Source organism: Leadbetterella byssophila DSM 17132, assembly GCF_000166395.1.
In the GTDB taxonomy this organism is placed as follows: Bacteria; Bacteroidota; Bacteroidia; order Cytophagales; family Spirosomataceae; genus Leadbetterella; species Leadbetterella byssophila.
In genome coordinates, this window is sequence record NC_014655.1 from 1,867,385 (window position 1) to 1,891,456 (window position 24,072).

General features: G+C 42.9%; 19 protein-coding genes. 14 read left to right on the plus strand and 5 right to left on the minus strand.

The window, feature by feature from the left end:
* From LBYS_RS08830 to LBYS_RS08845, 4 genes are read left to right on the plus strand one after another with little or no spacing between them, the layout of a single operon-like run.
* A complete protein-coding gene (locus LBYS_RS08830; RefSeq protein ID WP_013408531.1) occupies positions 1-1,458 on the plus strand; it encodes an aldehyde dehydrogenase (NADP(+)) in 1,458 nt (485 codons plus the stop codon).
* Positions 1,455-2,462, plus strand: coding sequence for a 4-hydroxyproline epimerase (locus LBYS_RS08835; RefSeq protein ID WP_013408532.1), 1,008 nt, complete (start codon positions 1,455-1,457; stop codon positions 2,460-2,462). The genes LBYS_RS08830 and LBYS_RS08835 overlap by 4 nt, the downstream gene beginning before the upstream one ends.
* Before the next feature lie 3 nt (positions 2,463-2,465).
* Positions 2,466-3,719, plus strand: a complete 1,254-nt coding sequence (locus tag LBYS_RS08840; protein ID WP_013408533.1) for an NAD(P)/FAD-dependent oxidoreductase — start codon at positions 2,466-2,468, stop codon at positions 3,717-3,719.
* A gap of 14 nt (positions 3,720-3,733) precedes the next feature.
* Complete coding sequence (locus LBYS_RS08845) at positions 3,734-5,479, plus strand: DUF885 family protein (RefSeq protein ID WP_013408534.1); 1,746 nt, start codon at positions 3,734-3,736, stop codon at positions 5,477-5,479.
* Between the two features lie 34 nt (positions 5,480-5,513).
* On the opposite strand, the gene LBYS_RS08850 is transcribed toward LBYS_RS08845, so the two are convergent.
* The 3 genes from LBYS_RS08850 to LBYS_RS08860 all read right to left on the minus strand — a co-directional run bounded on the left by LBYS_RS08850 (position 5,514) and on the right by LBYS_RS08860 (position 8,686).
* Positions 5,514-6,923, minus strand: coding sequence for a tetratricopeptide repeat protein (locus LBYS_RS08850; RefSeq protein WP_013408535.1), 1,410 nt, complete (start codon positions 6,921-6,923; stop codon positions 5,514-5,516).
* Between the two features lie 10 nt (positions 6,924-6,933).
* On the minus strand, positions 6,934-7,920 hold the full coding sequence (locus tag LBYS_RS08855; protein ID WP_013408536.1) for an NAD-dependent epimerase/dehydratase family protein: 987 nt from the start codon (positions 7,918-7,920) through the stop codon (positions 6,934-6,936).
* Positions 7,921-8,011: 91 nt separating this feature from the next.
* Complete coding sequence (locus LBYS_RS08860) at positions 8,012-8,686, minus strand: YceI family protein (RefSeq protein ID WP_013408537.1); 675 nt, start codon at positions 8,684-8,686, stop codon at positions 8,012-8,014.
* A 120-nt stretch (positions 8,687-8,806) separates the two neighbouring features.
* Between LBYS_RS08860 and hutH the strand changes: the two genes are divergently transcribed.
* From hutH to LBYS_RS08880, 4 genes are read left to right on the plus strand one after another with little or no spacing between them, the layout of a single operon-like run.
* On the plus strand, positions 8,807-10,375 hold the full coding sequence (gene hutH / locus LBYS_RS08865; protein WP_013408538.1) for a histidine ammonia-lyase: 1,569 nt from the start codon (positions 8,807-8,809) through the stop codon (positions 10,373-10,375).
* On the plus strand, positions 10,372-12,033 hold the full coding sequence (hutU, locus tag LBYS_RS08870; RefSeq protein ID WP_013408539.1) for a urocanate hydratase: 1,662 nt from the start codon (positions 10,372-10,374) through the stop codon (positions 12,031-12,033). Before hutH ends, hutU begins: the two co-directional genes overlap by 4 nt.
* Positions 12,027-13,244, plus strand: a complete 1,218-nt coding sequence (gene hutI / locus LBYS_RS08875) for an imidazolonepropionase (protein ID WP_013408540.1) — start codon at positions 12,027-12,029, stop codon at positions 13,242-13,244. The genes hutU and hutI overlap by 7 nt, the downstream gene beginning before the upstream one ends.
* Positions 13,241-14,170, plus strand: coding sequence for a formimidoylglutamase (locus LBYS_RS08880; RefSeq protein WP_013408541.1), 930 nt, complete (start codon positions 13,241-13,243; stop codon positions 14,168-14,170). The genes hutI and LBYS_RS08880 overlap by 4 nt, the downstream gene beginning before the upstream one ends.
* On the opposite strand, the gene LBYS_RS08885 is transcribed toward LBYS_RS08880, so the two are convergent.
* Both LBYS_RS08885 and LBYS_RS08890 read right to left on the minus strand, forming a co-directional pair.
* Positions 14,144-15,127, minus strand: a complete 984-nt coding sequence (locus LBYS_RS08885) for an LLM class flavin-dependent oxidoreductase (RefSeq protein WP_013408542.1) — start codon at positions 15,125-15,127, stop codon at positions 14,144-14,146. The genes LBYS_RS08880 and LBYS_RS08885 overlap by 27 nt on opposite strands.
* Positions 15,128-15,169: 42 nt before the next feature.
* On the minus strand, positions 15,170-15,877 hold the full coding sequence (locus tag LBYS_RS08890; RefSeq protein WP_013408543.1) for a hypothetical protein: 708 nt from the start codon (positions 15,875-15,877) through the stop codon (positions 15,170-15,172).
* Positions 15,878-16,300: 423 nt separating this feature from the next.
* Here LBYS_RS08890 and LBYS_RS08895 point away from each other — a divergent pair, with 423 nt between their 5' ends.
* The 6 genes from LBYS_RS08895 to LBYS_RS08920 all read left to right on the plus strand — a co-directional run bounded on the left by LBYS_RS08895 (position 16,301) and on the right by LBYS_RS08920 (position 24,071).
* The gene (locus LBYS_RS08895; RefSeq protein WP_013408544.1) at positions 16,301-17,197 is read left to right on the plus strand and encodes a sulfite exporter TauE/SafE family protein; all 897 of its coding nucleotides are present in this window, start codon (positions 16,301-16,303) and stop codon (positions 17,195-17,197) included.
* A gap of 83 nt (positions 17,198-17,280) precedes the next feature.
* The gene (locus tag LBYS_RS08900; RefSeq protein ID WP_013408545.1) at positions 17,281-19,836 is read left to right on the plus strand and encodes a TonB-dependent receptor; all 2,556 of its coding nucleotides are present in this window, start codon (positions 17,281-17,283) and stop codon (positions 19,834-19,836) included.
* 136 nt (positions 19,837-19,972) lie between these two features.
* Positions 19,973-22,063 carry a ferredoxin-like domain-containing protein gene (locus LBYS_RS08905; protein WP_013408546.1) on the plus strand — a complete coding sequence of 697 codons (2,091 nt, stop codon included), beginning with the start codon at positions 19,973-19,975 and terminating at the stop codon, positions 22,061-22,063.
* Positions 22,060-22,809 carry a uroporphyrinogen-III C-methyltransferase gene (gene cobA / locus LBYS_RS08910; protein ID WP_013408547.1) on the plus strand — a complete coding sequence of 250 codons (750 nt, stop codon included), beginning with the start codon at positions 22,060-22,062 and terminating at the stop codon, positions 22,807-22,809. Before LBYS_RS08905 ends, cobA begins: the two co-directional genes overlap by 4 nt.
* Complete coding sequence (locus tag LBYS_RS08915) at positions 22,802-23,389, plus strand: precorrin-2 dehydrogenase/sirohydrochlorin ferrochelatase family protein (RefSeq protein WP_013408548.1); 588 nt, start codon at positions 22,802-22,804, stop codon at positions 23,387-23,389. Before cobA ends, LBYS_RS08915 begins: the two co-directional genes overlap by 8 nt.
* Positions 23,373-24,071, plus strand: coding sequence for a phosphoadenylyl-sulfate reductase (locus LBYS_RS08920; RefSeq protein ID WP_013408549.1), 699 nt, complete (start codon positions 23,373-23,375; stop codon positions 24,069-24,071). Before LBYS_RS08915 ends, LBYS_RS08920 begins: the two co-directional genes overlap by 17 nt.
* The last annotated feature ends 1 nt before the right edge of the window (position 24,072 follow it).

A 24,072-nucleotide genomic window follows, 5' to 3' on the forward strand; every position in this document is an offset into this window, starting at 1 on the left:
ATGAGGGAAGAAATTAATCAGCTCGTCACTCAGGCGCATGAAGCCTACCTGTCTTTGCGTAAGACTACTTTCAAGCAAAGAGCAGAGTTGATGAACCTGATCGCTGACGAAATCGAAGCACTAGGTGAGGAACTAATTCAAACAGCTCACGAAGAAACCCACCTGCCGGTGGCAAGATTGACAGGAGAGAAAGGTCGTACCATCTTCCAATGGAGAAGTTATGGAGCGGCCCTGGCAGCAGGAACAGTTTTAGATGTGCGGATTGACACAGCACTTCCTGAGCGGACTCCCGCTCGTCCAGACATTCGGAAAACCTACGTGGGCTTAGGCCCCGTAGTGGTTTTCGGGGCAAGCAATTTCCCGTTTGCCTTTTCTACAGCAGGTGGAGATACCGCCTCAGCTATTGCAGCGGGATGTTCTGTTATCGTAAAAGGCCATGATGCGCATAAGAAGACTGCCCAAATCATGGGAGATGCCATTACCCGTGCCATCCAGAAAGCTGGATACCATGCAGGTACCTTTGCCCAAGTTTTCCCCACCAACAGACAAGCTTCTCAAGAGTTAGTGAAACACCCTCTCGTGAAAGCCGTAGGATTTACCGGTTCCTATGCAGGAGGAAAAGCTCTATTTGATATTGCTAACCAAAGACCTGAACCTATCCCGGTATTCTCTGAAATGGGTAGCGTTAACCCTGTCTTTGTACTTCCTGAAAAGATGAAGAATTCTCCAGTGGAAGTGGCTCAGCAATACATCGCTTCCCTGACTTTAGGTGTAGGTCAATTCTGTACTAATCCGGGAATTCTGGTAGTTCCTGCAGGACAACAAGACTTCCAAAAAGCATTAGTAGAGGCGGCAGCACAAGTGGCTCCATGCAAAATGCTTCATGAAGGAATTGCGGCGTCCTATGTACAAAACATGAATACCTTAACTGCTCAGGAAAACGTAGAAATCCTTCACTCTGCGTCTAGTACAGAAAAAGGTGTGGGAGCTGCTGCTTTAGCCTTTACCACAGCAGAAACCTTCTTAGCGAACCAAGCCCTTCAAGAAGAGGTATTTGGCCCATTTGGATTAGTAGTTGCCTATTCTAACCCTAAACAATTGGAGGAAATAGCGCAGAAGATTCATGGTCAATTAACCTGCACCGTGCTTGGCGAAGAAGCTGAAATTGCTCAATACGAAGATTTAATCCTATACATCACCGATAAATGTGGTAGAATCTTATTTAACGGATTCCCTACTGGAGTAGAAGTAGTAAGTTCTATGCATCATGGAGGACCATTCCCTGCATGTACTGACTCTCGCTTCACGTCAGTGGGACCAGACTCTATCCGTAGATTTGCCCGTCCGGTGAGTTATCAAAATGTTCCGGATGCTTATCTTCCGGCAGAACTTAAAAACGCAAATCCACTAGGACTTTACCGTTTAGTGGATGGAAAAATAACCCAAGAAGCCTTATGAAAAGAACCTTTTCTTGTATAGATGCGCATACCTGTGGAAACCCTGTACGTGTAGTATCCGGAGGAGGACCTTTCCTGGAAGGAAATAGTATGATGGAGCGCAGGCTCCATTTTTTGAAAGAATACGATTGGATTCGCAAAGGCCTCATGTTTGAACCTCGCGGCCATGACATGATGAGTGGAAGTATTCTCTACCCTCCGGTGGATCCAGCAAATGATGTCGCAGTACTTTATATAGAAACGAGTGGTTGTCTTCCTATGTGTGGTCACGGTACTATTGGTACCGTGACCATTGCCATTGAAGAAGGATTAATCAAACCAAAGGTTCCCGGAAAACTACGCTTGGAAGCTCCTGCAGGTTTAGTGCTTATCGACTACGTGCAAGAAGGAGATAAAGTAAAATCTGTTAAGCTTACTAACGTAAAATCATTCCTGGCAGCAGAGAATCTGACGGTAGAATGCCCTGACTTAGGAGAGTTAACTTTTGACGTAGCTTACGGCGGCAATTTCTATGCTATTGTTGATCCTCAAAAGAACTTCAAAGGATTACAGGAGTATTCTGCTGACCAACTGATCTCATGGAGCCGTGTCATTCGTTCCAGAATCAATGATTTATATACCTTCGTCCACCCGGAAGATGCTAACATTCACGGATGTAGTCATATCCAATGGACCGGGGAGGTTTTAGATCCTAGTTCTACTGCAAGAAATGCCGTGTTCTATGGTGACAAAGCTATAGACCGTTCCCCTTGCGGAACAGGAACTTCTGCACGTATGGCGCAGTGGCATGCCAAAGGTAAACTGAAAGCCGGAGATGCCTTCATTCATGAAAGTATCATAGGTTCAAAATTTACTGGTAGAATAGAAGCTGAACATACAGATCCATTTGGAAATGGCAAACCGGCTATTACCCCAAGCATAGAAGGCTGGGCCATAGTTTACGGTTATAATACAATATTTATTGATGACAAAGACCCGTACGCTCACGGGTTCCAAGTACTATAAGATATGAACGGTAGTGTAGTGATCGTTGGAGGTGGAATTGTAGGACTATCCTCTGCTTATTATTTAAAGAAGTCAGGATGGGATGTTTCTATCTTAGACAAAGGAGATTTTTCGGACAATTGTTCCTACGGTAACGCGGGAATGCTTGTCCCTAGCCATTTTACTCCTATGGCTGCCCCTGGTATGATTTCTCAGGGTATCAAATGGATGTTCAACAGCCGCAGTCCTTTTTACGTCAAGCCAAGCTTAAACGGATCTTTGATCTCATGGGGATTGAAGTTTATGAAACATGCTACAGATGAGCACGTAAATTCCTCTGCCCCGTATTTGAGAGATCTACATTTGTATAGCTCAGATTTATACGATTCCCTTTTTCAGGAATTAGGCCAAAGCTTTGGCTTAGAACATAAGGGTATCCTGATGATGTACAAATCAGAAAAAACTCAAGAAGAAGAAATACACCTTGCCCATAAAGCTCAGGAATTAGGTTTAGATGTGGATATCTTGGACCTCAAAAAGCTACAGGCATTAGAACCGGACGTTAAGCTGGATGTTTTAGGCGCAGTACATTACAAATGTGACGGTCACCTTTATCCTCCTGCCCTACTTTCATCATTGATGAAACAACTGAAGGATTGGGGAGTAAAATTCTATGCCAATGAGGAGATTGTAGACTTGGTTAAGTCTGGCAGAAAAGTAAGTGCAGTGGAAACCGCAAGCGGAAAAAAATTCTCTGCAGATCAATTCGTATTTGCTCCAGGTGCCTGGCTTCAAGAGATTTCAAAAAAAGCAGGAATCAAAGTACCTTTACTTCCCGGAAAAGGCTACTCTTTTATGACTTCCGCTTTTGAAGGAAAATTACAGCGCCCATCCCTGCTTCTTGAAGCTAAAGTAGCAGTGACTCCAATGAACGGACAAGTGCGGATTGGAGGAACCATGGAGTTAGCCGCTGTAAACCATAAAATCAACCGAAAAAGACTGGAAGGTATAGTCCGGTCTATCCCACAATACTATCCGGAATATACCCTACCGGTACCGGATGAAAGTACCGTATGGCACGGTTTCAGACCATGTTCACCTGACGGATTACCTTACTTAGGGAAAGCCAAAACCCAGGAAAACCTAATTATTGCCGGAGGATTAGGTATGATGGGATTAAGTTTAGGTCCAGCAGTAGGTAAAAGCGTTTGTGATCTCTTGACTGGAACGAAAACGGCGACTGACATCCGTCAATATGACCCAGAAAGATTTAACTAACCTTTATAAAAACGATGAAAAAAAATCTCCTTACGGTACTTCTCGCCGTGTCGCTTATCCCGAGCGCGTTCGCACAGGACAAAGCTTCCATGTACGAGCAAGCCAGTGAAACCTCCGGTCTGGTGGTGCAGTACACCCAAGACTCCCGCGCAGTAAACACCTTTTATGGGGTTACGGTGGGCGGATTTCGTACAGTAGCAAATTCTCCTGACCAAAGAGAAAGGATGATGGCTCTTAATAAAGAGTATCTCCAGAAATTGGAAAAAGTGAATGTGCCAAAGATCAGTGTGGACGGACAAGTTGACTACATTCTATTGAAAAGAAAAATAGAAGAGAATCAAAATGTACTCCAAAAAGAAGCTGCTCTTTACAAAGAGATCGAATCGTATCTTCCATTTGCTGAAACCATCTACAAATACGAGAAGATCCGCAGAAGAGGAGGTACAGTAGACGGCAAAGAAGTGGCTACTGCCTTTAACCAAGCTTCTAAAGATTTGGAGGCCATCAAAAGTACCGTAGAAAAAGGAGGAAAGATCCAGGAGACCAAAGCTAACTATACTGCTGATATGGTTGCATCTCTAAAAGCTCGCCTAAAAAACGTTTATGACTTCTATAATGGTTACGACCCCTTATTTACATGGTGGGTACCTACTACATATAAGAAGTTAGACGAGCAATTGACCGCTTATGAAAAACTAATTCGTTCAAAGAGCGACGCTAAGCCTATGAACGATGGAAGTGGTATTGGAGGTCTGCCTGTAGGAAGGGAAGAACTTCAGCGTCAATTGAACCTAGAAATGATCTCCTACACTCCGGAAGAATTGATCCGTTTGGCTGATCAGGAATTTGCCTGGTGTGAAGCGGAACTATTGAAAGCTTCTAGAGAGATGGGATTTGGTGACGACTGGAAGGCTGCACAAGAGAAAGTGAAAAACTCTTATGTACCTGCAGGGGAGCAACCGGAATTGATCATCAAACTTTATAATGATGCTCAGGAATTCATCAATAAACACAAATTGATAGATGCACCTGCACTTTCTCACGAAACTTGGGGAATGCAGATGATGAGCCCCGAGCGCCAGTTGGTAAGTCCATTCTTCTTGGGTGGTAGAGATATTATCATCTCTTATCCAACGAATACCATGGAGCATGACCATAAAATGATGAGTATGCGTGGAAATAACCCTTACTTCTCAAGAGGTACGGTTCAACATGAACTTGTTCCGGGTCACCACCTACAATATTTCATGAACAGCCGCTATCGTGCATATAGAAGAGAAGCTTTCTCTACTCCATTCTCCACAGAGGGTTGGACGCTTTATTGGGAACTTCTTCTATATGAAAAAGGCTTCGCAAAAACGCCTGAAGAGAGAATAGGTATGCTATTCTGGAGAATGCACCGTTGTGCTAGGATCACTTTCTCTTTGAAATATCATTTAGGAGAATGGACACCTCAACAATGCGTGGATTATCTGGTTAACCGTGTAGGTCACGAATATTCAAATGCTCACGCTGAAGTGAAGCGCTCTTTTGAGGGAAGTTACCCTCCGCTATATCAGTTGGCTTACCTTGTAGGTGGATTACAACTATTCAGTATCAAGAATGAGTTTGTGAATTCTGGAAAGATGACGCATGCTGAGTTCCATGACAAAGTGATCAAATTGAACCACATGCCTATGGAAATGATCAGAGCATCACTACTAGGAAAATCACTGCCTGCAGACTACAAACCGAACTGGAAGTTCTACACTTTCAAATAATAAAAAGAAAGGCTGGAAGAAATTCCAGCCTTTTTTATGGTCTATACTGTTCGATCAATCTCTGCAGGGTCTTCAGTGTATTCAGATTACTAAAAAAGTCGTAAAGCTGTATATGCTTATCATAATCTAAAACCAAAGCTTCTCTTAAGTATTTATTAGCCAAATTAAGACTTCCATCATACAAAAGATAGACGGTGGCTCTATAGTACAAATCTGCTTCTTCCGGTAAATCTTCTAAACCGTCAGTGACAATATCAAAAGCCCTTTTATAATCTTGGACTTCGAAATGTAGCAAAGACCAGTTTAACCAGATATCTGCATCTATGGGATTCAGTTCCGCTGCGGTTCTGTATGCCTCCTCCGCAGAGATGATATTTCCGAACTTACTTTCGTTATCAGCCAGAAGCAACCAATAATCAGAATTACCCTCGTTTAGTTTGATGGCTTTCTTTACAAAGTGTATGGCTTCTGCGTATCTCTCTTGTTCATACAATACAGAGGACATTCCAAACCAGGCTTCATCATTGTATTCATCAAGGTTCGATGCCGTCCTGTAGGCCTTATATGCGTCTAAATATTCCTCAAGACGTTCGTGTGCATTACCTAGCTGCACCCACATGTCTGCACTTGGCTCTTCAAGCGCAAAAGCAGATTTGAAGCTTTCCTTAGCCCCTTCATAGTCCTCCAGGCTCATTTGGCTTAAACCTAGATTATACCAGCCTTGGGCGAATTTATCTTTTATAGCCGTAACATACTCGAAAGCATCCTTGGCCTCACTAAACAAAGCCTGATTATTATAGCATTGCCCAAGGGCAAACCAGGCCAAATGATTGTAAGGATCCTTGTCTATCAGGCCTTTAAAATACGCTACCCCTGCGTCTAATGCAGATGCTAATTCATAACTAAAGACCAGTTCAGTGTACACTATATCACTTTTACTGTTCTCTTCAATGGCCTTTTGGAAGGAGATAATAGAATCCTCCATTAAACCTAGGCCGGACTGAGCCATTCCCATCTGAAAATAAATATTCTCTTTCTCCTCAGATATAGGTAGAATTTCCTCAAAGATCTCTAAAGCTTTCTCATGCTCACCGGAATAAATATTGATAACTCCACGGAAATATTGTATTTCCATATCCGAAGGAAAGAAAATAGAAGCATGATCTAGGATTTCAGTTGCCTCATACAGATTCAGTCTATTGATCAATACCTGAACCTTATTTAGCATCATATCCAATGAGTTAGGATATAATTTTAGACCAAAATTACATGCCTTTAGCGCCATCTCTAAATTTCCCTTCACCAGATAATATTCCGTAAGGGACTCAAACACCTCTTCTGAAAAAGCCGGGGATTCCTTCCTTTTTAAAAGGGCCTCAAACCTTTTCGCCACCTCCTCTGCAGAGATCTCATTGTATTCGTCAAAGGATTCCTCTTGGTTCATTTTCTTCTCTTTATGGTTTTACCAAATAGGAACATACCCTATTTAGTGTATTATCCAGGGCATTGAACTCAAAGTTCAGGGCCTTTCTGATCTTATTGTTCTCCTGAAATATTTTTAGTTGTGACGTTTTGGCCGTCTCTTTGGTGATCAAAGGAGCCTTTCCAGTCAACATGGATTTGAGGGCCTCTACTCTCCAAATAGCCCCCATCATTCCTGGAGTTACCTTGATGGAGGTCTTCTTTTTCCCAAACCTATCTGCAATCTTATCAAAAAAATCTTTGTATGAAATCATTCCTCCCGATAAACAATATCTTTCGGAGTGAATATCTGATTCCATCAACTGAATCAAAGCCCTGCTAACATCTTTTACATCCACATAATTCATGTAGCCTTCGGGATAAAAGGGCCTTTCATCATATACATATTTGAAAAGCTGAGTACTACTTAAATTCCATTCCCCTTCTCCCAAAATAATGGATGGATTGACAATAACCATAGGCAAACCCTCAGCTGCTCCCCTCCAAACTTCACACTCTCCCATATACTTGCTAATGGCATAATGTGAATTCGTTTCAGACGCCAGCCATTTCTGGTCCTCATTGATTCTAACCAGATCTACTTTCTTCATTTCGTTAAGGGGAGGCCTACCGAAAGCAGCTATAGAACTTACATGACAGAATTTCTTGATTCCTACCTCCAAAGCCGTATTTACCATATTCGCTGTACCTTCCACATTCGTATGGTACATGGCTTTCCTATCTTTAGGAGCAAAAGAGACTACTGCTGCCGTATGAATGACAAAATCCGCCCCCTTCATCTGCTGACTGAGAGCGGTCACATCTAAAATATCCCCTTCTACATATTCCAAAAGAGGATGTTGAAATTTAATCTTTGCAGGATTTCTCACTAAGGCTTTGACTTTATAACCTTTATCCAATATCTGGTTAGCCACTTCACCTCCTAGTAAACCCGTAATTCCGGTCAGAAACACCTGCATTCTATGCTAATTTTTTTTACAAAATTACAGCAAATACTCCGGTTTTTCACTTGATTAACAAATAAAAAAGAGGACTTTCGTCCTCTCTTTCTTATTTCGCTACTGCTGTTAGGTCAACTCCAATTTCAAGATCTTTGCTGATTCCCCATTCTGCTGGATCAGCTTCAGTTGCTCCAAATTTGATCCCCCAAGCTGTTCTATCTACTGTAAATCTAGCTTCTACTCTCACAGTTCCGTCACCTGCAGAAATTCTGGCAGGGAAAGTAACGTTAATGGTGTTACCTTGAAGTGTCAAGTTTCCGCTTACTACCTTATTTGCTCCTTCTACTACACTCTTGTCTTTCGCAGGATCGAAATCAGTAATTCCTGTGATTTCAAATGTACCTTTAGGAAACTCACCTACGTTTAAGAAATCAGGACTTTTCAAGTGCTCTTGTAAGTCAGAAGCCTTCTTACCTTCTTCTGTTACAGAAGCCGGATCTACTACTAATGTAGTGAAATCTATCTCAAAAGAACCTGCTGTGATTTCATCGTTTGCAAGTGTTAATTCACCTGCACTTAAGTTGATAGTACCCCATCTTGGCGCAAATCCTCCTTTGTGGAATGCTTTCCATTCTACTTTACTGGTACTTAAATCTGCTGCATAAGGATGCCCCTCTGCTACCGCTACCTCTTCCGCTTCTGAAGTTGTTGCTGAATCTGAATTACTTTTACAAGATGCTACCGCAAAAAAGGCAGCTAATGCAAGTACACTAAGTTTTTTCATTGTTTGTGCTTATCTTTTTTAATTGATTAATGTACTAACATTAATTGTATTCGTAAAAGTTTCATAGTGTGTACATTTATTTGAAAAAAAGTTTAACTTTGGATAGTCCAACGATATACTATGAGAGAACATTTCCACTACGGTCAAGACCACCTAACCGTAGATACTACTATTCAACTAGCTAAAGGCATTATTAAAGGCGTTTTTTCAAATGAAACGGTCCAAAGAATCAAAAAATCCGAAAAAGATGTACAAGACATCGTAGAAAGTAAAAGAACCGTTTACGGAGTAAATACAGGTTTTGGGATTTTAGCAAACAAGGCCATATCAGAAGAAGATACCAGAACCTTACAATACAAAATTCTGCAGTCGCATAGCGTAGGCGTAGGCAAACCCATACCTACGGAAATAGCTAAGATCATGCTAATAACCAAATTGCATGCCTTAGCCCAAGGTTACTCCAGCGTTCAATTCACCACCTTACAACGCATACATTGGCATATTGAAAATGACGTCATCCCTCTGGTTCCGGAAAAAGGTTCTGTGGGTGCTAGCGGTGACTTAGCTCCACTTTCTCACCTCTTCCTTCCTCTAATTGGCCTAGGACAGGTAATGTATAAGGGACAAATAGTACCTACTGATCAAGTCTATTTAGCTGAAAACTTAGAACCTATCACTTTAGGTCCAAAAGAAGGCTTGGCCTTAATAAACGGTACACAATTTATCCTAAGCTATGCAGTAAAAGGAGTAGAAAGGTTCTTCAACTGCCTGGAGATCGCCGATATAATCGGAGCCATGAGTCTAGAATCCCTTCAGGGAACAAAAGCCCCCTTTGACCCCAGATTACATGAATTAAGACCTTTCAGGGGAAATCAGCTCGTCGCCCAGCGACTCCAAACCTTACTCAAGGACTCCGAAATCATGGAAAGCCATGTGGATTGCGACAGGGTACAGGATCCCTACAGTCTGAGATGTATGCCACAAGTACACGGCGCTGCCAGAAATGCCTGGTTGCACCTCAAAGAATTGACGGAAATAGAACTCAATTCTGTAACAGACAATCCCATCATCTTTGATAGTCATGATACCATCAGCGGAGGAAACTTCCATGGTCAACCCTTAGCCCTACCCCTAGATTATGCCTGCTTTGCGGCAGCTGAATTAGGAAATATAGCAGATAGACGCTGCTACTTGCTGTTAGAAGGAAAATTCGGCCTCCCTATGCTGCTGATGAATGATGTGGGACTAAACTCCGGTTTTATGATCCCCCAATATACTACTGCAGCTCTAGTCACTGAAAACAAAACCCTCTGCTTTCCGGCCAGTGCTGATTCTGTACCTACTTCTCTGGGCCAAGAAGACCACGTATCCATGGGAAGTATCAGCGGAAGGAAACTCTATCAAATCCTAGAAAACCTGGAATATATTCTAGCTATAGAACTCATGAGTGCCTGCCAGGCTATAGAATTCCGAAGACCACTGAAAAGCTCCGTCTTGCTCGAAGAGGCTCATGAATTTGTAAGACGACAAGTTTCTTTTGCCAGTGAAGACCGGGTATTTGCAGACGATATTAAGGCCATCAAAGAGATGGTATCCGACTATTCCTTTGTAAAACATATGCTCAAAACAGCAGAAAAACATCAGATCAACCTTCATCAAAACCATACGAATTTCCATTTACACATATGAAAGATTTTATTAAACAATACGCTTCTCATCCGCACTACAAAGCCCCAAGAGGCCCTCAAATTCACGCTAAATCCTGGCAAACCGAAGCCCCACTTCGTATGCTCCTCAATAATCTCGATGCAGAAGTTGCAGAGAATCCGGAGGAACTGGTAGTGTATGGAGGGATAGGACAGGCAGCACGAAACAGAGAAGCATTAGAAAAGATCATCACCTATCTTTTGGACTTGGATGAAGACCATTCCTTACTCATTCAAAGTGGAAAACCTGTAGGCGTGGTTCGCACCCATCCCCAAGCTCCAAGAGTTCTAATAGCCAACAGTAATCTGGTCCCCAAATGGGCCACATGGGATCATTTCTATGAGTTAAGAGAGAAAGGGCTCATGATGTACGGACAAATGACCGCCGGCTCCTGGATCTACATAGGTTCACAAGGTATAGTCCAAGGCACCTATGAAACCTTTATGGAATGCGGTCGACAACATTTTGGAGGAGATCTAACCGGCAAACTCCTGGTTACAGCAGGCCTAGGAGGAATGGGAGGAGCACAGCCCCTGGCGGCCAGTTTCGCCGGAGCCACAAGCCTAAGTGCCGACGTAAACCCTGCTAGCATCCAAAAACGAATACAAACCAAATACCTGGACATATGGGCCAAATCCTATGAAGAAGCCAGAGATTTGGCATTGAAATATAAAAATGAGAAAAAAGCCATCTCCATAGGTGTACAAATGGATGCCGGAGACTTGCTAGAAAATCTCCTTAAAGATGGAGTCATACCGGACATTCTGACGGATCAAACTTCAGCACATGATCCATTAAATGGATACATCCCTCACGGATACACCCTGGAGGAAGCTTTGAAATTACGAGAAACCTCTCCTGAAACCTACCAACAAAAAGCTATCAACAGTATGGCCCGACATGTCCAACTCATGCTAGACATGATGGACAGAGGAGCAGTAACCTTTGATTATGGAAACAATATTAGAGCCTACGCAGAACAGGGCGGCGTGAAAGATGCCTTCCGCTTTCCGGGCTTCTCTCCGGCGTATATCCGGCCCCTCTTCTGTGAAGGAAAAGGACCATTCCGATGGGTGGCACTAAGCGGAGACCCGGAAGACATTTACAAAACAGATCAAGCTCTACTAGAACTTTTTCCAGAAAACGAGGCATTAAAGACCTGGCTAACTCAAGCCAGAGAAAGAATAGCTTTCCAAGGCCTACCCGCCAGAATTTGTTGGCTAGGATTAGGAGAGAGAGAAAAAGCTGGCCTGAAGTTCAATGAAATGGTAAAAAATGGTGAACTCAAAGCTCCTATCGTCATAGGTAGGGACCACCTGGACTGTGGAAGTGTAGCCTCGCCCAACAGAGAAACAGAAGCCATGAAAGACGGTTCAGATGCTGTGAGCGACTGGGCACTTCTCAACCTACTCAGCAATGCCTCAGGGGGTGCCACTTGGGTAAGTTTCCATCACGGTGGTGGTGTGGGCATGGGATATTCTCAACACGCCGGTATGGTAGTTCTGGCTGACGGCACAGAAAGAGCAGAACAATGTCTCAAAAGAGTCCTGTTCAATGACCCTGCCATGGGCGTTTACAGACATGCCGATGCCGGTTATGAAAAAGCTCAGGAGGTTAAAGAAAGATTTGGGCTATGCTAATCACCAATATTAAAATACTGGCCAATGTTCGCGAATCTCAGCATAAACTAAGAGGTGCAGAATTAGGAGAACTCCCCGTTTTGGAGAATGCATTCCTTAAAATAGAGGATGGCAAAATCTCTGATTATGGCCCTATGGATGCCACGCCTGACAGAAAAGGGGATTTGGACGCCAGTGGTAGAATAGTCCTTCCTACCTGGTGCGACAGCCATACCCATCTGGTGTTTGCCTCAAGCAGAGAGAACGAATTTATTGACAAAATTAAGGGTCTCAGTTATGCCGAAATAGCGGCCAAGGGAGGTGGCATCTTAAACTCTGCTCGGAAGCTTAGAGAAACTTCAGAAGATGAACTGTTCGAGAAAGCTCAAAACAGATTAGAGAAGCTGATTCAACTAGGAACAGGTGCTATAGAAATCAAAAGTGGCTATGGACTTTCCCTTGAAGGAGAGCTCAAGATGCTAAGAGTAATTAAAAGATTGAAAAATAGCAGTCCTGTCCCTATAAAGGCCACGTTTTTAGGTGCTCATGCTCTTCCTGAAGAATATAAAAATCAAAGGGAAGCATACATCCGTTTACTCATACATGAAACGCTTCCCATTCTTGCAAAGGATGGTTTGGCGGATTACATCGATGTATTTTGTGAACAAGGTTTCTTTACTCCGGAAGAAACCCTTGAGATCTGTGAAGCAGGAAAATCCTTTGGTCTGAAAGCTAAGATTCATGCAAACCAATTGAGCATTTCCGGTGGAGTGCAGGCCGGAATGTCTGTTGGCGCCTTATCCGTTGACCACCTGGAATCTATAGGTGAAGAAGAAATTGAAATTCTAGGCAAAGAAAATGCTCCTATGGCCACTTTACTCCCTTCAGCTGCATTCTTCCTAAGAATGGCTTATCCTCCGGCCAGACAACTCATCCAGAACCGAGCCGCAATAGCCCTAGCATCTGATTACAACCCGGGTTCCTCTCCTTCCGGCAACATGAACCTATTACTTTCTTTGGCCTGTATCCAAATGAAAATGTTACCCGAAGAAGCCATAAATGCAGCCACACTTAACGGAGCCTATGCCATGGAATTAGAAAATGAAGTGGGTAGTATAAGTAGAGGAAAAAGAGCTAACTTTATACTGACCAGACAGGTGCCTAGCTTAGCTTACCTACCGTATAGCTTTGGAGAAAATTGGATTGAAAAAGTATTTATTAACGGAAAATGATCTCTTTCAAAGGCATAGACACTTCGCAGATAGTCAAAAGAAGCGGTGAAAGAAGGATTGGAGAAACGCTTAGTCCTGAGGGATCCTTTGTGATTCTAGGCATTCCGGAATCTATAGGAGTTAGGGCAAACTATGGCATAGGTGGCACAGAAACGGCCTGGAATAGTTTCATAAACGCCTTTCTAAACCTGCAGGAAAACCGCTTTTTATCCGGAAAGAACATCTGTATCAAAGGAGCCTTTGAAATAGATCAGCATAGGGATTGGTCAGTGGACCAACTCCGAATGGCCGTCACCCATATTGATGAAGCCCTTGCGATACAAGTAAAAGAGATCTTTGCCGCTGGCAAAATTCCTATTGTAATAGGCGGAGGACATAATAATGCTTATCCCCTATTAAAAAGTGCTTTTTCGGTGTTTCAAAAGAAAACCAATGTAATCAATCTGGATGCACATGCTGACTTCCGCCATCTGGAAGGAAGACACTCCGGCAATGCCTTCTCCTATGCGGCTAAGGAGGGATATTTAGGAAAATACTCAGTATTAGGTTTGAAGAAGGAATATGCCCCAGAGTACATGTTACACAGCCTGGAAAAACATGGAGCTGAGCTACACTTTTTGGACAAACTACCTGATTTTAGAACCTTTGACAGGGTAATCCAAAAGGTGTTGCAGGAATATTCAGGGGAAAAATATGGAGTGGAACTTGACGTAGATGTGCTTGCTCATGTCTTATCCAGTGCCATGACGGCCCATGGTTTACCTATTCCCTGGGCTTGTCACTACCTTAGGCTAACAGCTCCCAATGCGCTCTATCTCCATATCTGCGAAGGAGCTACCGAATTATATGACGGCAGGACCTCCCCCGGAACAGGGAAAGTCCTGGCCGAGTTAGTCAGTTCATTTATTCAAGGCTTCGTTCACTAGGCTTAGCGACTTACATTTGGCCTCCAAATCATAGCAGTAGGAAGTCAGCATCAACTCATCAGCTTGGGTTTTGGCAATAAACTCTTTAAGCCGGGTACGAATACTATCTACAGATCCTATAAAGGTACCGGCCAGCATATTGTCCACCATATACCGCAACTCTTTATGCTGATAGTAATAATCCGGCAATTCCTGAGGAGGCATTAGGGGCTGACGTTGGTTAGTAACTATTCCAATAAACATTCGGATAAGGCTGGTAACCAAAAAATGTGCCTCCTCATCTGTATCAGCGGCAATGGTATTGATGCAAACCATAGTATGTGGCTTACTACCCTTCACCGAACGGAAATTTCTACGATAAATGTCGAATGCAGTATAAAGTTGCTGAGGAGCGAAATGCGCCGCAAAAGCATAGGGTAATCCTAGCTCTGCAGCCAGATATGCACTATCCGTACTGGAACCTAAGATCCATAGGGGTACATTAGCACCTTCTCCCGGAAAGGCTCTTACTTTTTCATTCTCATCTGTATTCGAAAAATACCTTTGGACCTCCCTAACATCAGCCGGGAAATGAAAAGGAGCTTGCATGTTCTCTCTTCTAATGGCTTGAGCAGTGAGCTGATCTGTACCCGGAGCTCTCCCTAGTCCAAGTTCAATTCTCCCCGGATATATGGCCTCCAAAGTGCCAAATTGTTCCGCAACAATTAAAGGTGAATGATTAGGAAGCATGATCCCTCCTGAACCTACTTTGATGGAAGTAGTATGACCGGCCACATGACCTATCAAAACCGCAGTAGCTGATGATGCCACATGGGGCATATTGTGATGCTCTGCTAGCCAAACCCTCTTAAAACCTAGATTTTCGGCGTGTTGTGCCGTCTTAACTGTATGATCTATGGCTAAGGCCGCATCTCCACCTTGGCGGATTACGGCCAATTCCAATATAGACAAATCCATTCTTTGCTTTGTATTTAGATATAAAACAAAGCCAATCAGGAATTAGTTTGTGGTTCCTTTCACTACGAAGGAATCGATGATCTTTTTCTTAACGAAATGCTGGGAGGCCGACTTTAATCTCTCTGACCTACAATGTTCACAAGAAAGCACGTGATAGATGAAGGGACGAGTGATAGAATACTTCTTTTTCGGCACAGGGGTGGTGAGATTCCCACAAATCATACAATATTCTTGTTGCCTAAAAGCCAATGGAATATCCAACATCTCCATAGTAGAGAATAACTTGAATTCCTGTAGTATATAAGCTTTTTGGGTATCTAAGTTCAAACCTTCCCTCTTTACCTTCTTACCGTAGAAGAGGTTATCCAAATCTTCTTCTATCTCAGCGAAGCCCAGAAAACGAAAATCCTTATTAGAAACCTTTGCCACCTTCAACATTTGCAGAAAAGCATAGTCTACAGTGATATCTCCATTTAACACCTGACGGGCAATGTCATTAGCATATTCTTGTAGCTGAGACTCTAAATCTGCGGGGATATTCAAGTCTAATTCTTCTATGCTACGAAGAAAGTACTTTTCTATTTCCTCCTTATTGCTCTTCTCCATGGTAACTAGCTTGATAAGGCTGTCAGTATAGGCACCTTCTGCCAACATATGACGAGCCCACTCTACGAGCCTGGAGGGATCAAAACCCTTCAATAGCCTTTCTACTAAAAGCTGCTCCGTATTTTCTTTGAAATTTACTACCATAATTTTAAACCGAAAAGTCTACTATCTACATTCCTCTATCCTCTACTCACTTTTTCAAAACAATAATACTATTTTTTCTTTAAATATTTACATTTTCAGGAAATTATTATCACACATATAGAAATGAAGCTTCCACCTTCCTCTCCTTATGAAGCAATTCCTTGAAGTAAGGACTCAACAAAATATTATTCCAAAAAATTCATCTATTGTTCTCTATAATTTTGGATACACTAACCTTAAAATAGATTACTCAAAATTTTATTTTACCTTAACACCTTAAAGCCAAAGATTTTGATTACTTGTAGGAAAATTCAAGCTATAAAATTTTTTTGTGAAAAAATATAAATTTTTAAATAAACTCTACAAATTTAGTAGACTTATAAGGTTTATGTAGTAAAATTGCCAAAGAATTAATCTTCCTCTATGCACAGCACCCGAAAGGCAATTTGGAAAAACAGGATATTCCAGACCCTCACCATTTTAGGATGGATGATAGCCGGCCATATTCTTTTTAGTTTCTTTCCTACCTTTTCCTTCAAGGGGCATTTGGTGAATCTGTGGGAAGCCATAGACAGCAGCATTTTGATATACATGGCAGCCGGATTTATTGCACAGATGATAGACGGCTCCTTAGGTATGGCGTACGGGGTTAGTGCTACCAGCTTCTTGATGGCTACCGGTTTAAGTCCCGCCGCCGCCAGCGCCAGTGTACATGCCTCTGAGATCTTTACCAGTGGAGTCTCAGGCTTAAGCCATCTCACTTTCGGAAATGTAAATAAAAAGTTATTCCGGCATTTACTGCTACCCGGAGTAATCGGAGCCATCACCGGCGCTTATATCGTTTCATCTCTGGAAGATTATAACTATATTATTAAACCATTTGTAGCCGCATACACTTTGTATCTAGGGATAAGAATCTTATCCAAAGTGGGGGCCAAAATGAAAAAGAAACGTCCTATTAAACGATTAGGACTACTTGCAGGAGCAGGTGGATTTCTAGATTCCATAGGAGGTGGAGGTTGGGGACCCATCGTCAGCTCTACCCTTATCGCAAACGGGAGAAGTCCGGTATATACTATAGGCTCAGTGAACCTCACGGAATTCTTCGTTTCCTTTGCCAGCTCTTTGACCTTTATCTTCGTCATGGGATTTGGTCACTGGCAAATCATCTTAGGATTAATCCTTGGCGGGGTAATTGCCGCTCCTATAGCCGCTTTCATGGTGAGAAAAATCCCTGTGAAACCCATGTTTATCTTCGTGGGAACTGTCATTATCATTATCAGCCTCCGTACCTTACTGATCTCTCTAGGAGTACTCTAACAAAACACTTGAATAGCATGAGTTAACAACATAAATATTTACTCTATATAACCCATAGGTTAACTATATATTTATAAAACCAAATGAAAAAACTCGTCTACTTTCTATTCGCCATCTTTCCACTGCTGACCCAAGGTCAGAATGCTCCCCTTATCAATGCCAATGTAAAAGGGATAATCGTGGACAAAGCCTCTAAAGACCCCGTAGTGGGGGCTAATGTTTCCATTAAAGGAACCACTAACGGAGCCATCACCGACATCAACGGAGAATTTAGTCTCTCCACAGGTCAGACCTTACCTTTCACCTTAGTGATTCGTTCAGTAGGATATCAACCTCTGGAATATTTGGCACAAAACAAAGAACTAAAAATTGAACTCTCTGCCACCCAAACTTCCCTACAAGAACTTGTAGTGACCTCCAGAAGGCGGGCAGAAAAAGTACAAGAAGTACCTATCCCCATCTCTATCATCAGAGGACAAGCCATAGAAGACGCCGGAGCTTTTAATGTTAACCGACTAAAAGAACTGGTCCCCACGGTACAACTTTATGCATCTAATGCCAGAAACACTACCTTAAACATTAGAGGACTAGGGTCTACGTACGGCCTGACCAATGACGGCATAGATCCCGGGGTAGGATTTTATCTGGATGGGGTTTATCTAGCTAGACCCGCAGCTACAGCTCTGGATTTTATTGATATTGAGCAAGTAGAAGTTCTGCGCGGCCCTCAAGGAACTCTGTTTGGAAAGAACACCACTTCAGGAGCCTTCAACATCACTTCCAGACTACCTGAATTCAGACCCAGTGGCTCCTTTGAAGTAAGCTATGGCAACTACGGATACATCCAAGCCAAAACCTCTTTGACCGGTCCACTAGGAAAAAATCTGGCCGCCAGGATTTCATTCTCAGGAACACAAAGGAACGGAACGCTCTACAACGTAGCTACCCAATCAGATATTAATGACATCAACAACCTGGGAGTACGAGCGCAATTCCTCTATACTCCGAATGATAAAGTTAAAGTGGTACTAGCAGGAGATTTCACGGATCAAAAACCGGACGGATACGGTTGGGCAGTAGCCGGAGTAGTGAAAACACAAAGAGCTGATTACCGACAGTTTAACGCCATCATTGCAGACCTAGGCTATACACTTCCCTATAAAAGCGCTTTTGAAAGAAAGGTAGATTTGGATACCAAATCACAAGCAGATAACCAACTGGGCGGTGTTTCCCTCAACGGAGACTTTAAACTAGGAAACGGTACCTTAACCTCTACTACCGCTTATAGATACTGGGAATGGGTACCTTTAAACGATAGAGATTATACCGGTCTACCTGTATTTACCATTTCCGCAGGAAATTCCTTCCATAGTCAGTGGTCTCAAGAATTCCGCTATTCCGGAAAATTCTCTGAAAGACTTAGCGGAGTAGTAGGTTTATTCGGTCTTTGGCAAGACCTCAACACAGATCCTGTCCACACTGAGGAAGCGGGCGCTGCACAGTGGAGATTCGCACAATCCAGCACTAGTCCACTCTGGGCTACTCCCGGACTATTTGACAACTACGGCATTAAAACCACCTATGGAATCAAAAGTACAGGTCTTGCCGCATACACCCAGTTTGATTGGGAGGTGATACCCAAACTTCATATCCTACCCGGACTGCGTTACAATTACGACAAGAAAATAGTAGATTATAACAGAGTGCGGTATGGTGGACTCCAAACGGAAGACCCGGCTCTCATTGCCTTAAAAAATGGAGTTTATAGCAATCAAACCTTCCATACAGACGCCACAGAGGGCAATTTCTCCGGACAAATTTCAGCTCAATACCGCTTTAACCCTAAAGTAAACGCCTTTGCTACCTACTCCGTAAGTTACAAACCTATTGGCGTAAACGTAGGAGGACTTCCTACAGCTAATGGGCAAGTTCTTCTTGAACTAGCAGAAGTTAAACCGGAAGCCGTAAATCATAAGGAAATAGGAATCAAAACCAATCCGGGCCAAAATGCCGTATTAAACTTCACCCTTTACCAAACGGACATCAAAGATTTCCAAACTCAGGTTCAAACTCCTGAGCCAGGTGTAAACCGTGGCTATCTCGCAAATGCGGAAAAGGTAAGAGTAAGAGGAATAGAGATCGACGGTAATCTTACAGTAGGAAACTCGCTCAGGCTAAATGCAGCAATAGCATATACTGACGGTAAATATGTCAAGTTTACTAATGCACCCGTACCCCTAGAAGAGGTGGGTGGAGCTCAAGCATTTAAAGATATCTCAGGCGGGGATTTACCCGGAATCTCCAAATTCTCCGGCTCAGCTGGTGCAGAGGTAGCCAGAAAAGGAACCTTGATAGATCTTAAAGGCAACTTCTTTCTAGGTGCAGATATCTTCTATAGATCAGAATTCTCTTCCAGTCCTTCTCCTTCCCAATACCTCAACATCCCAGCATATGCATTGCTTAATGCACGTGCCGGTTTTAGAGCCTCTAACGGTATCACCTTCTTCCTATGGAGCAGGAACCTGACCAATACAGATTACTATGAACAACTCTTGGCAGCTCCCGGAAGTTATGGACAATATGCCGGTATAGTAGGTGACCCGAGAACCTACGGTGTTACCCTACGATATTCGTTTTAAGCACCTTGGAGGTCGGTGAGCCGACCTCCTTTTTTCACTTTCCTAAGCAATGATATAATTTTCCTACTAAATCCATAGACTTAGTTGTTATTGTAAGAAAGAATAGAATACTTTTGTATGGCAATCTATTATCGTCATGCAAAGTTTTCGCACAGAATTAGAAAATCCTGTAGTAGAACAGGAGATCATAGAGCTGGAAAGAAAGATCAGAGAATTTCAAGCCGGGCAAATTCCGGAGGAGAAGTTCAGATCTTTACGACTAGCCAGAGGGGTCTACGGTCAAAGCCAGGCCGGGGTCCAGATGGTGAGGATAAAGTTGCCTTTTGGAAGAGTTACTTTCCGCCAGATCTTAAAGATTGCAGATATAGCTGATGAGTATGGTAGTGGAAATCTGCACCTCACTACTCGACAAGATATTCAAATCCACTATGTAAGTTTGGACAAAACTCCGGAGTTGTGGGCCAAACTAGCTGAAGATGATATCACCCTACGTGAAGCATGTGGAAACACCGTTAGAAACATCACAGCCTCCCCTACTGCAGGAATAGATCCTGATGAACCTTTTGATGTTTCTCCCTATGCACAGGCCACTTTTGAATATTTCTTAAGAAACCCCATTTGTGCTGAGATGGGAAGAAAATTCAAAATAGCTTTTTCCAGCTCGGACAAAGATACGGCCTACTCCTATGTGCATGACTTTGGCTTTATTCCAAAGGTACGCTTAGAAAACGGTAGTGAGGTGAGAGGCTTCAAAGTCATGATGGGCGGTGGTTTGGGAGCCCAACCTATGCTTGCTTATGAAGTGAATGATTTCTTACCTGAAGACGACCTTATTCCATATATCGAAGCCACCCTCAGGATATTTGATAGACATGGAGAAAGAAACAACCGCAACAAAGCTCGATTCAAATACCTGGTTCAGTCCAAAGGTCTGGACGAAGTCTTAAGATTAATTGAGGAAGAAAAAACCGCCATAAAATCTAAGACCTTTAAAATTAATCGAGAAAGTATAGTGCAAGCTCAAATCCCCGGCACCCCCTCTGAAAGGGAAACACCGGTAGATGAGGCAGCCTTTTCCCTCTGGAAATCCACCAACGTTTTTGAACAAAAGCAAAAAGGCTATCATGGGGTATTTGTCAAGGTCTTGACCGGTGACATTCCCACTGATAAAGCCAGAACGCTCGTTGCCGGCCTTAAAGGGTATATTGCTGATGACATCCGCATCACTCAGGATCAGAATCTCTTATTCAAGTTCGTAAGAGAGGAAGCTTTACCACATATTTACAATCTCCTTCATTCTCTGGGCTATGCCAAAGCCGGTTATAATAGCACTTCAGACGTGACTACTTGTCCCGGTACGGATACCTGTAATCTAGGCATTTCCAATTCCACCGAAATGGCTAGAGTTCTAGAGTCCTATATCCACGAATTCCATACTGACTTCGTAAAAGAGACTGATCTTAAGATCAAGATATCAGGTTGTATGAACTCCTGTGGGCAACACGGTTTGGCTCATATAGGATTCCACGGCAGCTCCAGCAAGGTAGGAGGAAAAGTAGTCCCCGCAGCTCAGGTTATGCTGGGTGGAGGAACCGTGGGTAATGGCTTAGGTAGAGTAGCCGAAAGAATCACAAAAGTTCCCACCAAAAGAGTACTTCAAGTGGTGGATGTTCTCTTAACAGATTTCAAGAGAAACAGAGAACAAGAGGAAAACTTCCATGCCTACTACGATAGACAAACGAAGGACTATTTCTATCAGCTATTAAAACCTTTAGCAGACACCAGTAATCTTACGGATGAAGAATATGTAGACTGGGGCCATGAGGGCACCTTTTCTACGGCTATTGGTGTGGGAGAATGTGCAGGAGTCATTATAGACTTAGTGGCTACCCTACTGCTAGAAGCCGAAGAAAAATTAGAATGGGCGAAACTGGCTATTGAAAAAGAACAGTGGGCAGATGGAATCTATCATACCTACAGTTCCTTTGTTTGGACTGCAAAGGCCCTCTTGCTAGATAAGGGGGTAAGTTCCAGAACCCAGGCCTTAGTGATTGAAGATTTTGACAAACATTATGTGCAAGAGGGCATCTTTAACTTCCCTAGCACATTTTCAGATAGAGTTTTACAAATCAATAAATATGAACCTTCTAAAGAGTTTGCAGAAACTTACCTCATTCAAGCTACTGCCTTCTATTTAGAAGCAAGAGAAAAAAGACAGGTCTCATGAAACCTTTCGTTACACTAGTGGGTGCGGGCCCCGGCGATCCGGACCTGATCACTTTAAAAGGAATCAAAGCTATAAAGAAGGCTGATGTTATTCTCTATGACGCTTTGGTCAATGAAGAACTCCTGGACTTGGCCCCGGAACACTGCGTAAAAATTTACGTAGGAAAACGGGCGGAAAGGCTGTCGACCAAACAAGAAAGCATCAATCAACTCCTCGTGGACTATGCTTTAACCCACGGTCATGTAGTGCGCCTCAAGGGAGGAGACCCCTTTGTGTTTGGAAGAGGGGGTGAAGAAATAGCATTTGTTCGGAAACATGGGATAGAAACCGCAGTAGTACCGGGAATATCATCGGCCATTGGACTCACCGGACTTCAACAAATCCCTCTGACTTATAGAGGAGAAAGCGAGAGCTTCTGGGTGATAACAGGATCTACGAAAGATGGAAATTTATCAGAAGACCTGTATCAAGCAGTTAAGACAGATGCTACTGTGGTGGTTTTGATGGGATATGGAAAATTGAAGGAAATTGTAGAGTTGTACCAAAGTTATGGAAGAGGTGAACTACCTATAGCCCTGATTCAAAACGGCTCATTGCCTACAGAAAGAATTGCTTTAGGCACTATAGACACCATTTTGGATGAGGCAAAAGAAAAGCTACTAGGTGTTCCCGCTATTATCGTGATCGGAGAAGTAGTGAGAAAACATCAAGACTTTGAAACCCTTAAGGTGCATTTTCATGAATGAGCTGTTTCCCATATTTCTTAAATTGCACGAACTCCAAACCTTAGTAGTGGGCGGAGGACCTGTGGCCTTGGAAAAACTCCAAGCCATAGTATCTAATTCACCTCAAGCGAAGGTTAGGGTGATTGCAAAGGAATACAGCAAAGAAACTCAGGAATTCTTAGTTGCCCAGCCTCATTTGCAGTGGAGAACAAAAGACTGGGAACCGGAGGATTTAGAGGAAATAGATCTCGTGATTTTGGCTACCAATAATCCTAAGCTCAACCAAACCGTAAGAGCCCTCTCTAGGGAAAAACACTTACTCATCAATGTGGCAGATAAGCCAGCCCTCTGCGATTTCTACCTCAGTTCAGTGGTAAGAAAGGGAAACCTTAAACTGGCCATCTCTACGAATGGGAAGTCTCCTACTATGGCTAAGCGACTAAAAGAGTTTTTTTCTGATCTTTTGCCGGAAGAGATAGATGAAGCCTTAGATTTGTTGCAAACCTACAGAAATCAGCTAAAAGGAGATTTCAAACATAAGGTGGAGACTTTGAATGCACATACCTTAGCTGTACTTAAAGGAAATGATACAAGATTTTAAGAAAGAAATAGAAGGATTAGACGCAAAGGCCATCATCTCTTATGTCAATGAGAAATGGGGAGATACAGCCGTATTTTCCACCTCATTTGGCATTGAAGATCAGGTCATCACTCATCTTTTGGATCAGGCAGGAAGGGAAGTCCATATTTTCACTTTAGAAACCGGAAGACTTTTTCCGGAAACCTACAAGGTGTGGAACAGGACACTGGAAAAATACGGTTTGCCTATAAAAGCCTACTATCCTAACACAGAAAGAGTAGAAAAATTAGTAACAGAAAAAGGTCCTAGTAGCTTTTATCATAGTATTGAAGACCGAAAGGAATGCTGCCACATTCGAAAAATCGAGCCTCTACAAAGGGCGATAAAAGGATATAAGATCTGGATTACAGGCATTAGAGCCGAGCAATCAGCCAACAGAGAGGATATGGAGAGTGTAGAATGGGATGAAGTGAACCAAATCATCAAAGTGCATCCCCTATTCCATTGGACCTTACAGGACGTAGAAAGTTTTATTAAAGAGAATAACGTACCGTATAATGCTCTGCACGACAAAGGTTTCCCTAGCATAGGCTGTCAGCCATGCACCAGAGCCATCCTACCCGGAGAAGACTTCAGAGCCGGAAGATGGTGGTGGGAAGATAAAAGTAAAAAAGAGTGTGGTTTACATCGAACAACAAATTAGA

What these genes read in the sequence shown, in the direction of transcription:
- LBYS_RS08830 (WP_013408531.1), top strand. Translation starts at nt 1, where the DNA reads ATGAGGGAAGAAATTAATCAGCTCGTCACTCAGGCGCATGAAGCCTAC.
- LBYS_RS08835 (WP_013408532.1), top strand. Translation starts at nt 1,455, where the DNA reads ATGAAAAGAACCTTTTCTTGTATAGATGCGCATACCTGTGGAAACCCT.
- LBYS_RS08840 (WP_013408533.1), top strand. Translation starts at nt 2,466, where the DNA reads ATGAACGGTAGTGTAGTGATCGTTGGAGGTGGAATTGTAGGACTATCC.
- LBYS_RS08845 (WP_013408534.1), top strand. Translation starts at nt 3,734, where the DNA reads ATGAAAAAAAATCTCCTTACGGTACTTCTCGCCGTGTCGCTTATCCCG.
- LBYS_RS08850 (WP_013408535.1), bottom strand. Translation starts at nt 6,923, where the DNA reads ATGAACCAAGAGGAATCCTTTGACGAATACAATGAGATCTCTGCAGAG.
- LBYS_RS08855 (WP_013408536.1), bottom strand. Translation starts at nt 7,920, where the DNA reads ATGCAGGTGTTTCTGACCGGAATTACGGGTTTACTAGGAGGTGAAGTG.
- LBYS_RS08860 (WP_013408537.1), bottom strand. Translation starts at nt 8,686, where the DNA reads ATGAAAAAACTTAGTGTACTTGCATTAGCTGCCTTTTTTGCGGTAGCA.
- hutH (WP_013408538.1), top strand. Translation starts at nt 8,807, where the DNA reads ATGAGAGAACATTTCCACTACGGTCAAGACCACCTAACCGTAGATACT.
- hutU (WP_013408539.1), top strand. Translation starts at nt 10,372, where the DNA reads ATGAAAGATTTTATTAAACAATACGCTTCTCATCCGCACTACAAAGCC.
- hutI (WP_013408540.1), top strand. Translation starts at nt 12,027, where the DNA reads ATGCTAATCACCAATATTAAAATACTGGCCAATGTTCGCGAATCTCAG.
- LBYS_RS08880 (WP_013408541.1), top strand. Translation starts at nt 13,241, where the DNA reads ATGATCTCTTTCAAAGGCATAGACACTTCGCAGATAGTCAAAAGAAGC.
- LBYS_RS08885 (WP_013408542.1), bottom strand. Translation starts at nt 15,127, where the DNA reads ATGGATTTGTCTATATTGGAATTGGCCGTAATCCGCCAAGGTGGAGAT.
- LBYS_RS08890 (WP_013408543.1), bottom strand. Translation starts at nt 15,877, where the DNA reads ATGGTAGTAAATTTCAAAGAAAATACGGAGCAGCTTTTAGTAGAAAGG.
- LBYS_RS08895 (WP_013408544.1), top strand. Translation starts at nt 16,301, where the DNA reads ATGCACAGCACCCGAAAGGCAATTTGGAAAAACAGGATATTCCAGACC.
- LBYS_RS08900 (WP_013408545.1), top strand. Translation starts at nt 17,281, where the DNA reads ATGAAAAAACTCGTCTACTTTCTATTCGCCATCTTTCCACTGCTGACC.
- LBYS_RS08905 (WP_013408546.1), top strand. Translation starts at nt 19,973, where the DNA reads ATGCAAAGTTTTCGCACAGAATTAGAAAATCCTGTAGTAGAACAGGAG.
- cobA (WP_013408547.1), top strand. Translation starts at nt 22,060, where the DNA reads ATGAAACCTTTCGTTACACTAGTGGGTGCGGGCCCCGGCGATCCGGAC.
- LBYS_RS08915 (WP_013408548.1), top strand. Translation starts at nt 22,802, where the DNA reads ATGAATGAGCTGTTTCCCATATTTCTTAAATTGCACGAACTCCAAACC.
- LBYS_RS08920 (WP_013408549.1), top strand. Translation starts at nt 23,373, where the DNA reads ATGATACAAGATTTTAAGAAAGAAATAGAAGGATTAGACGCAAAGGCC.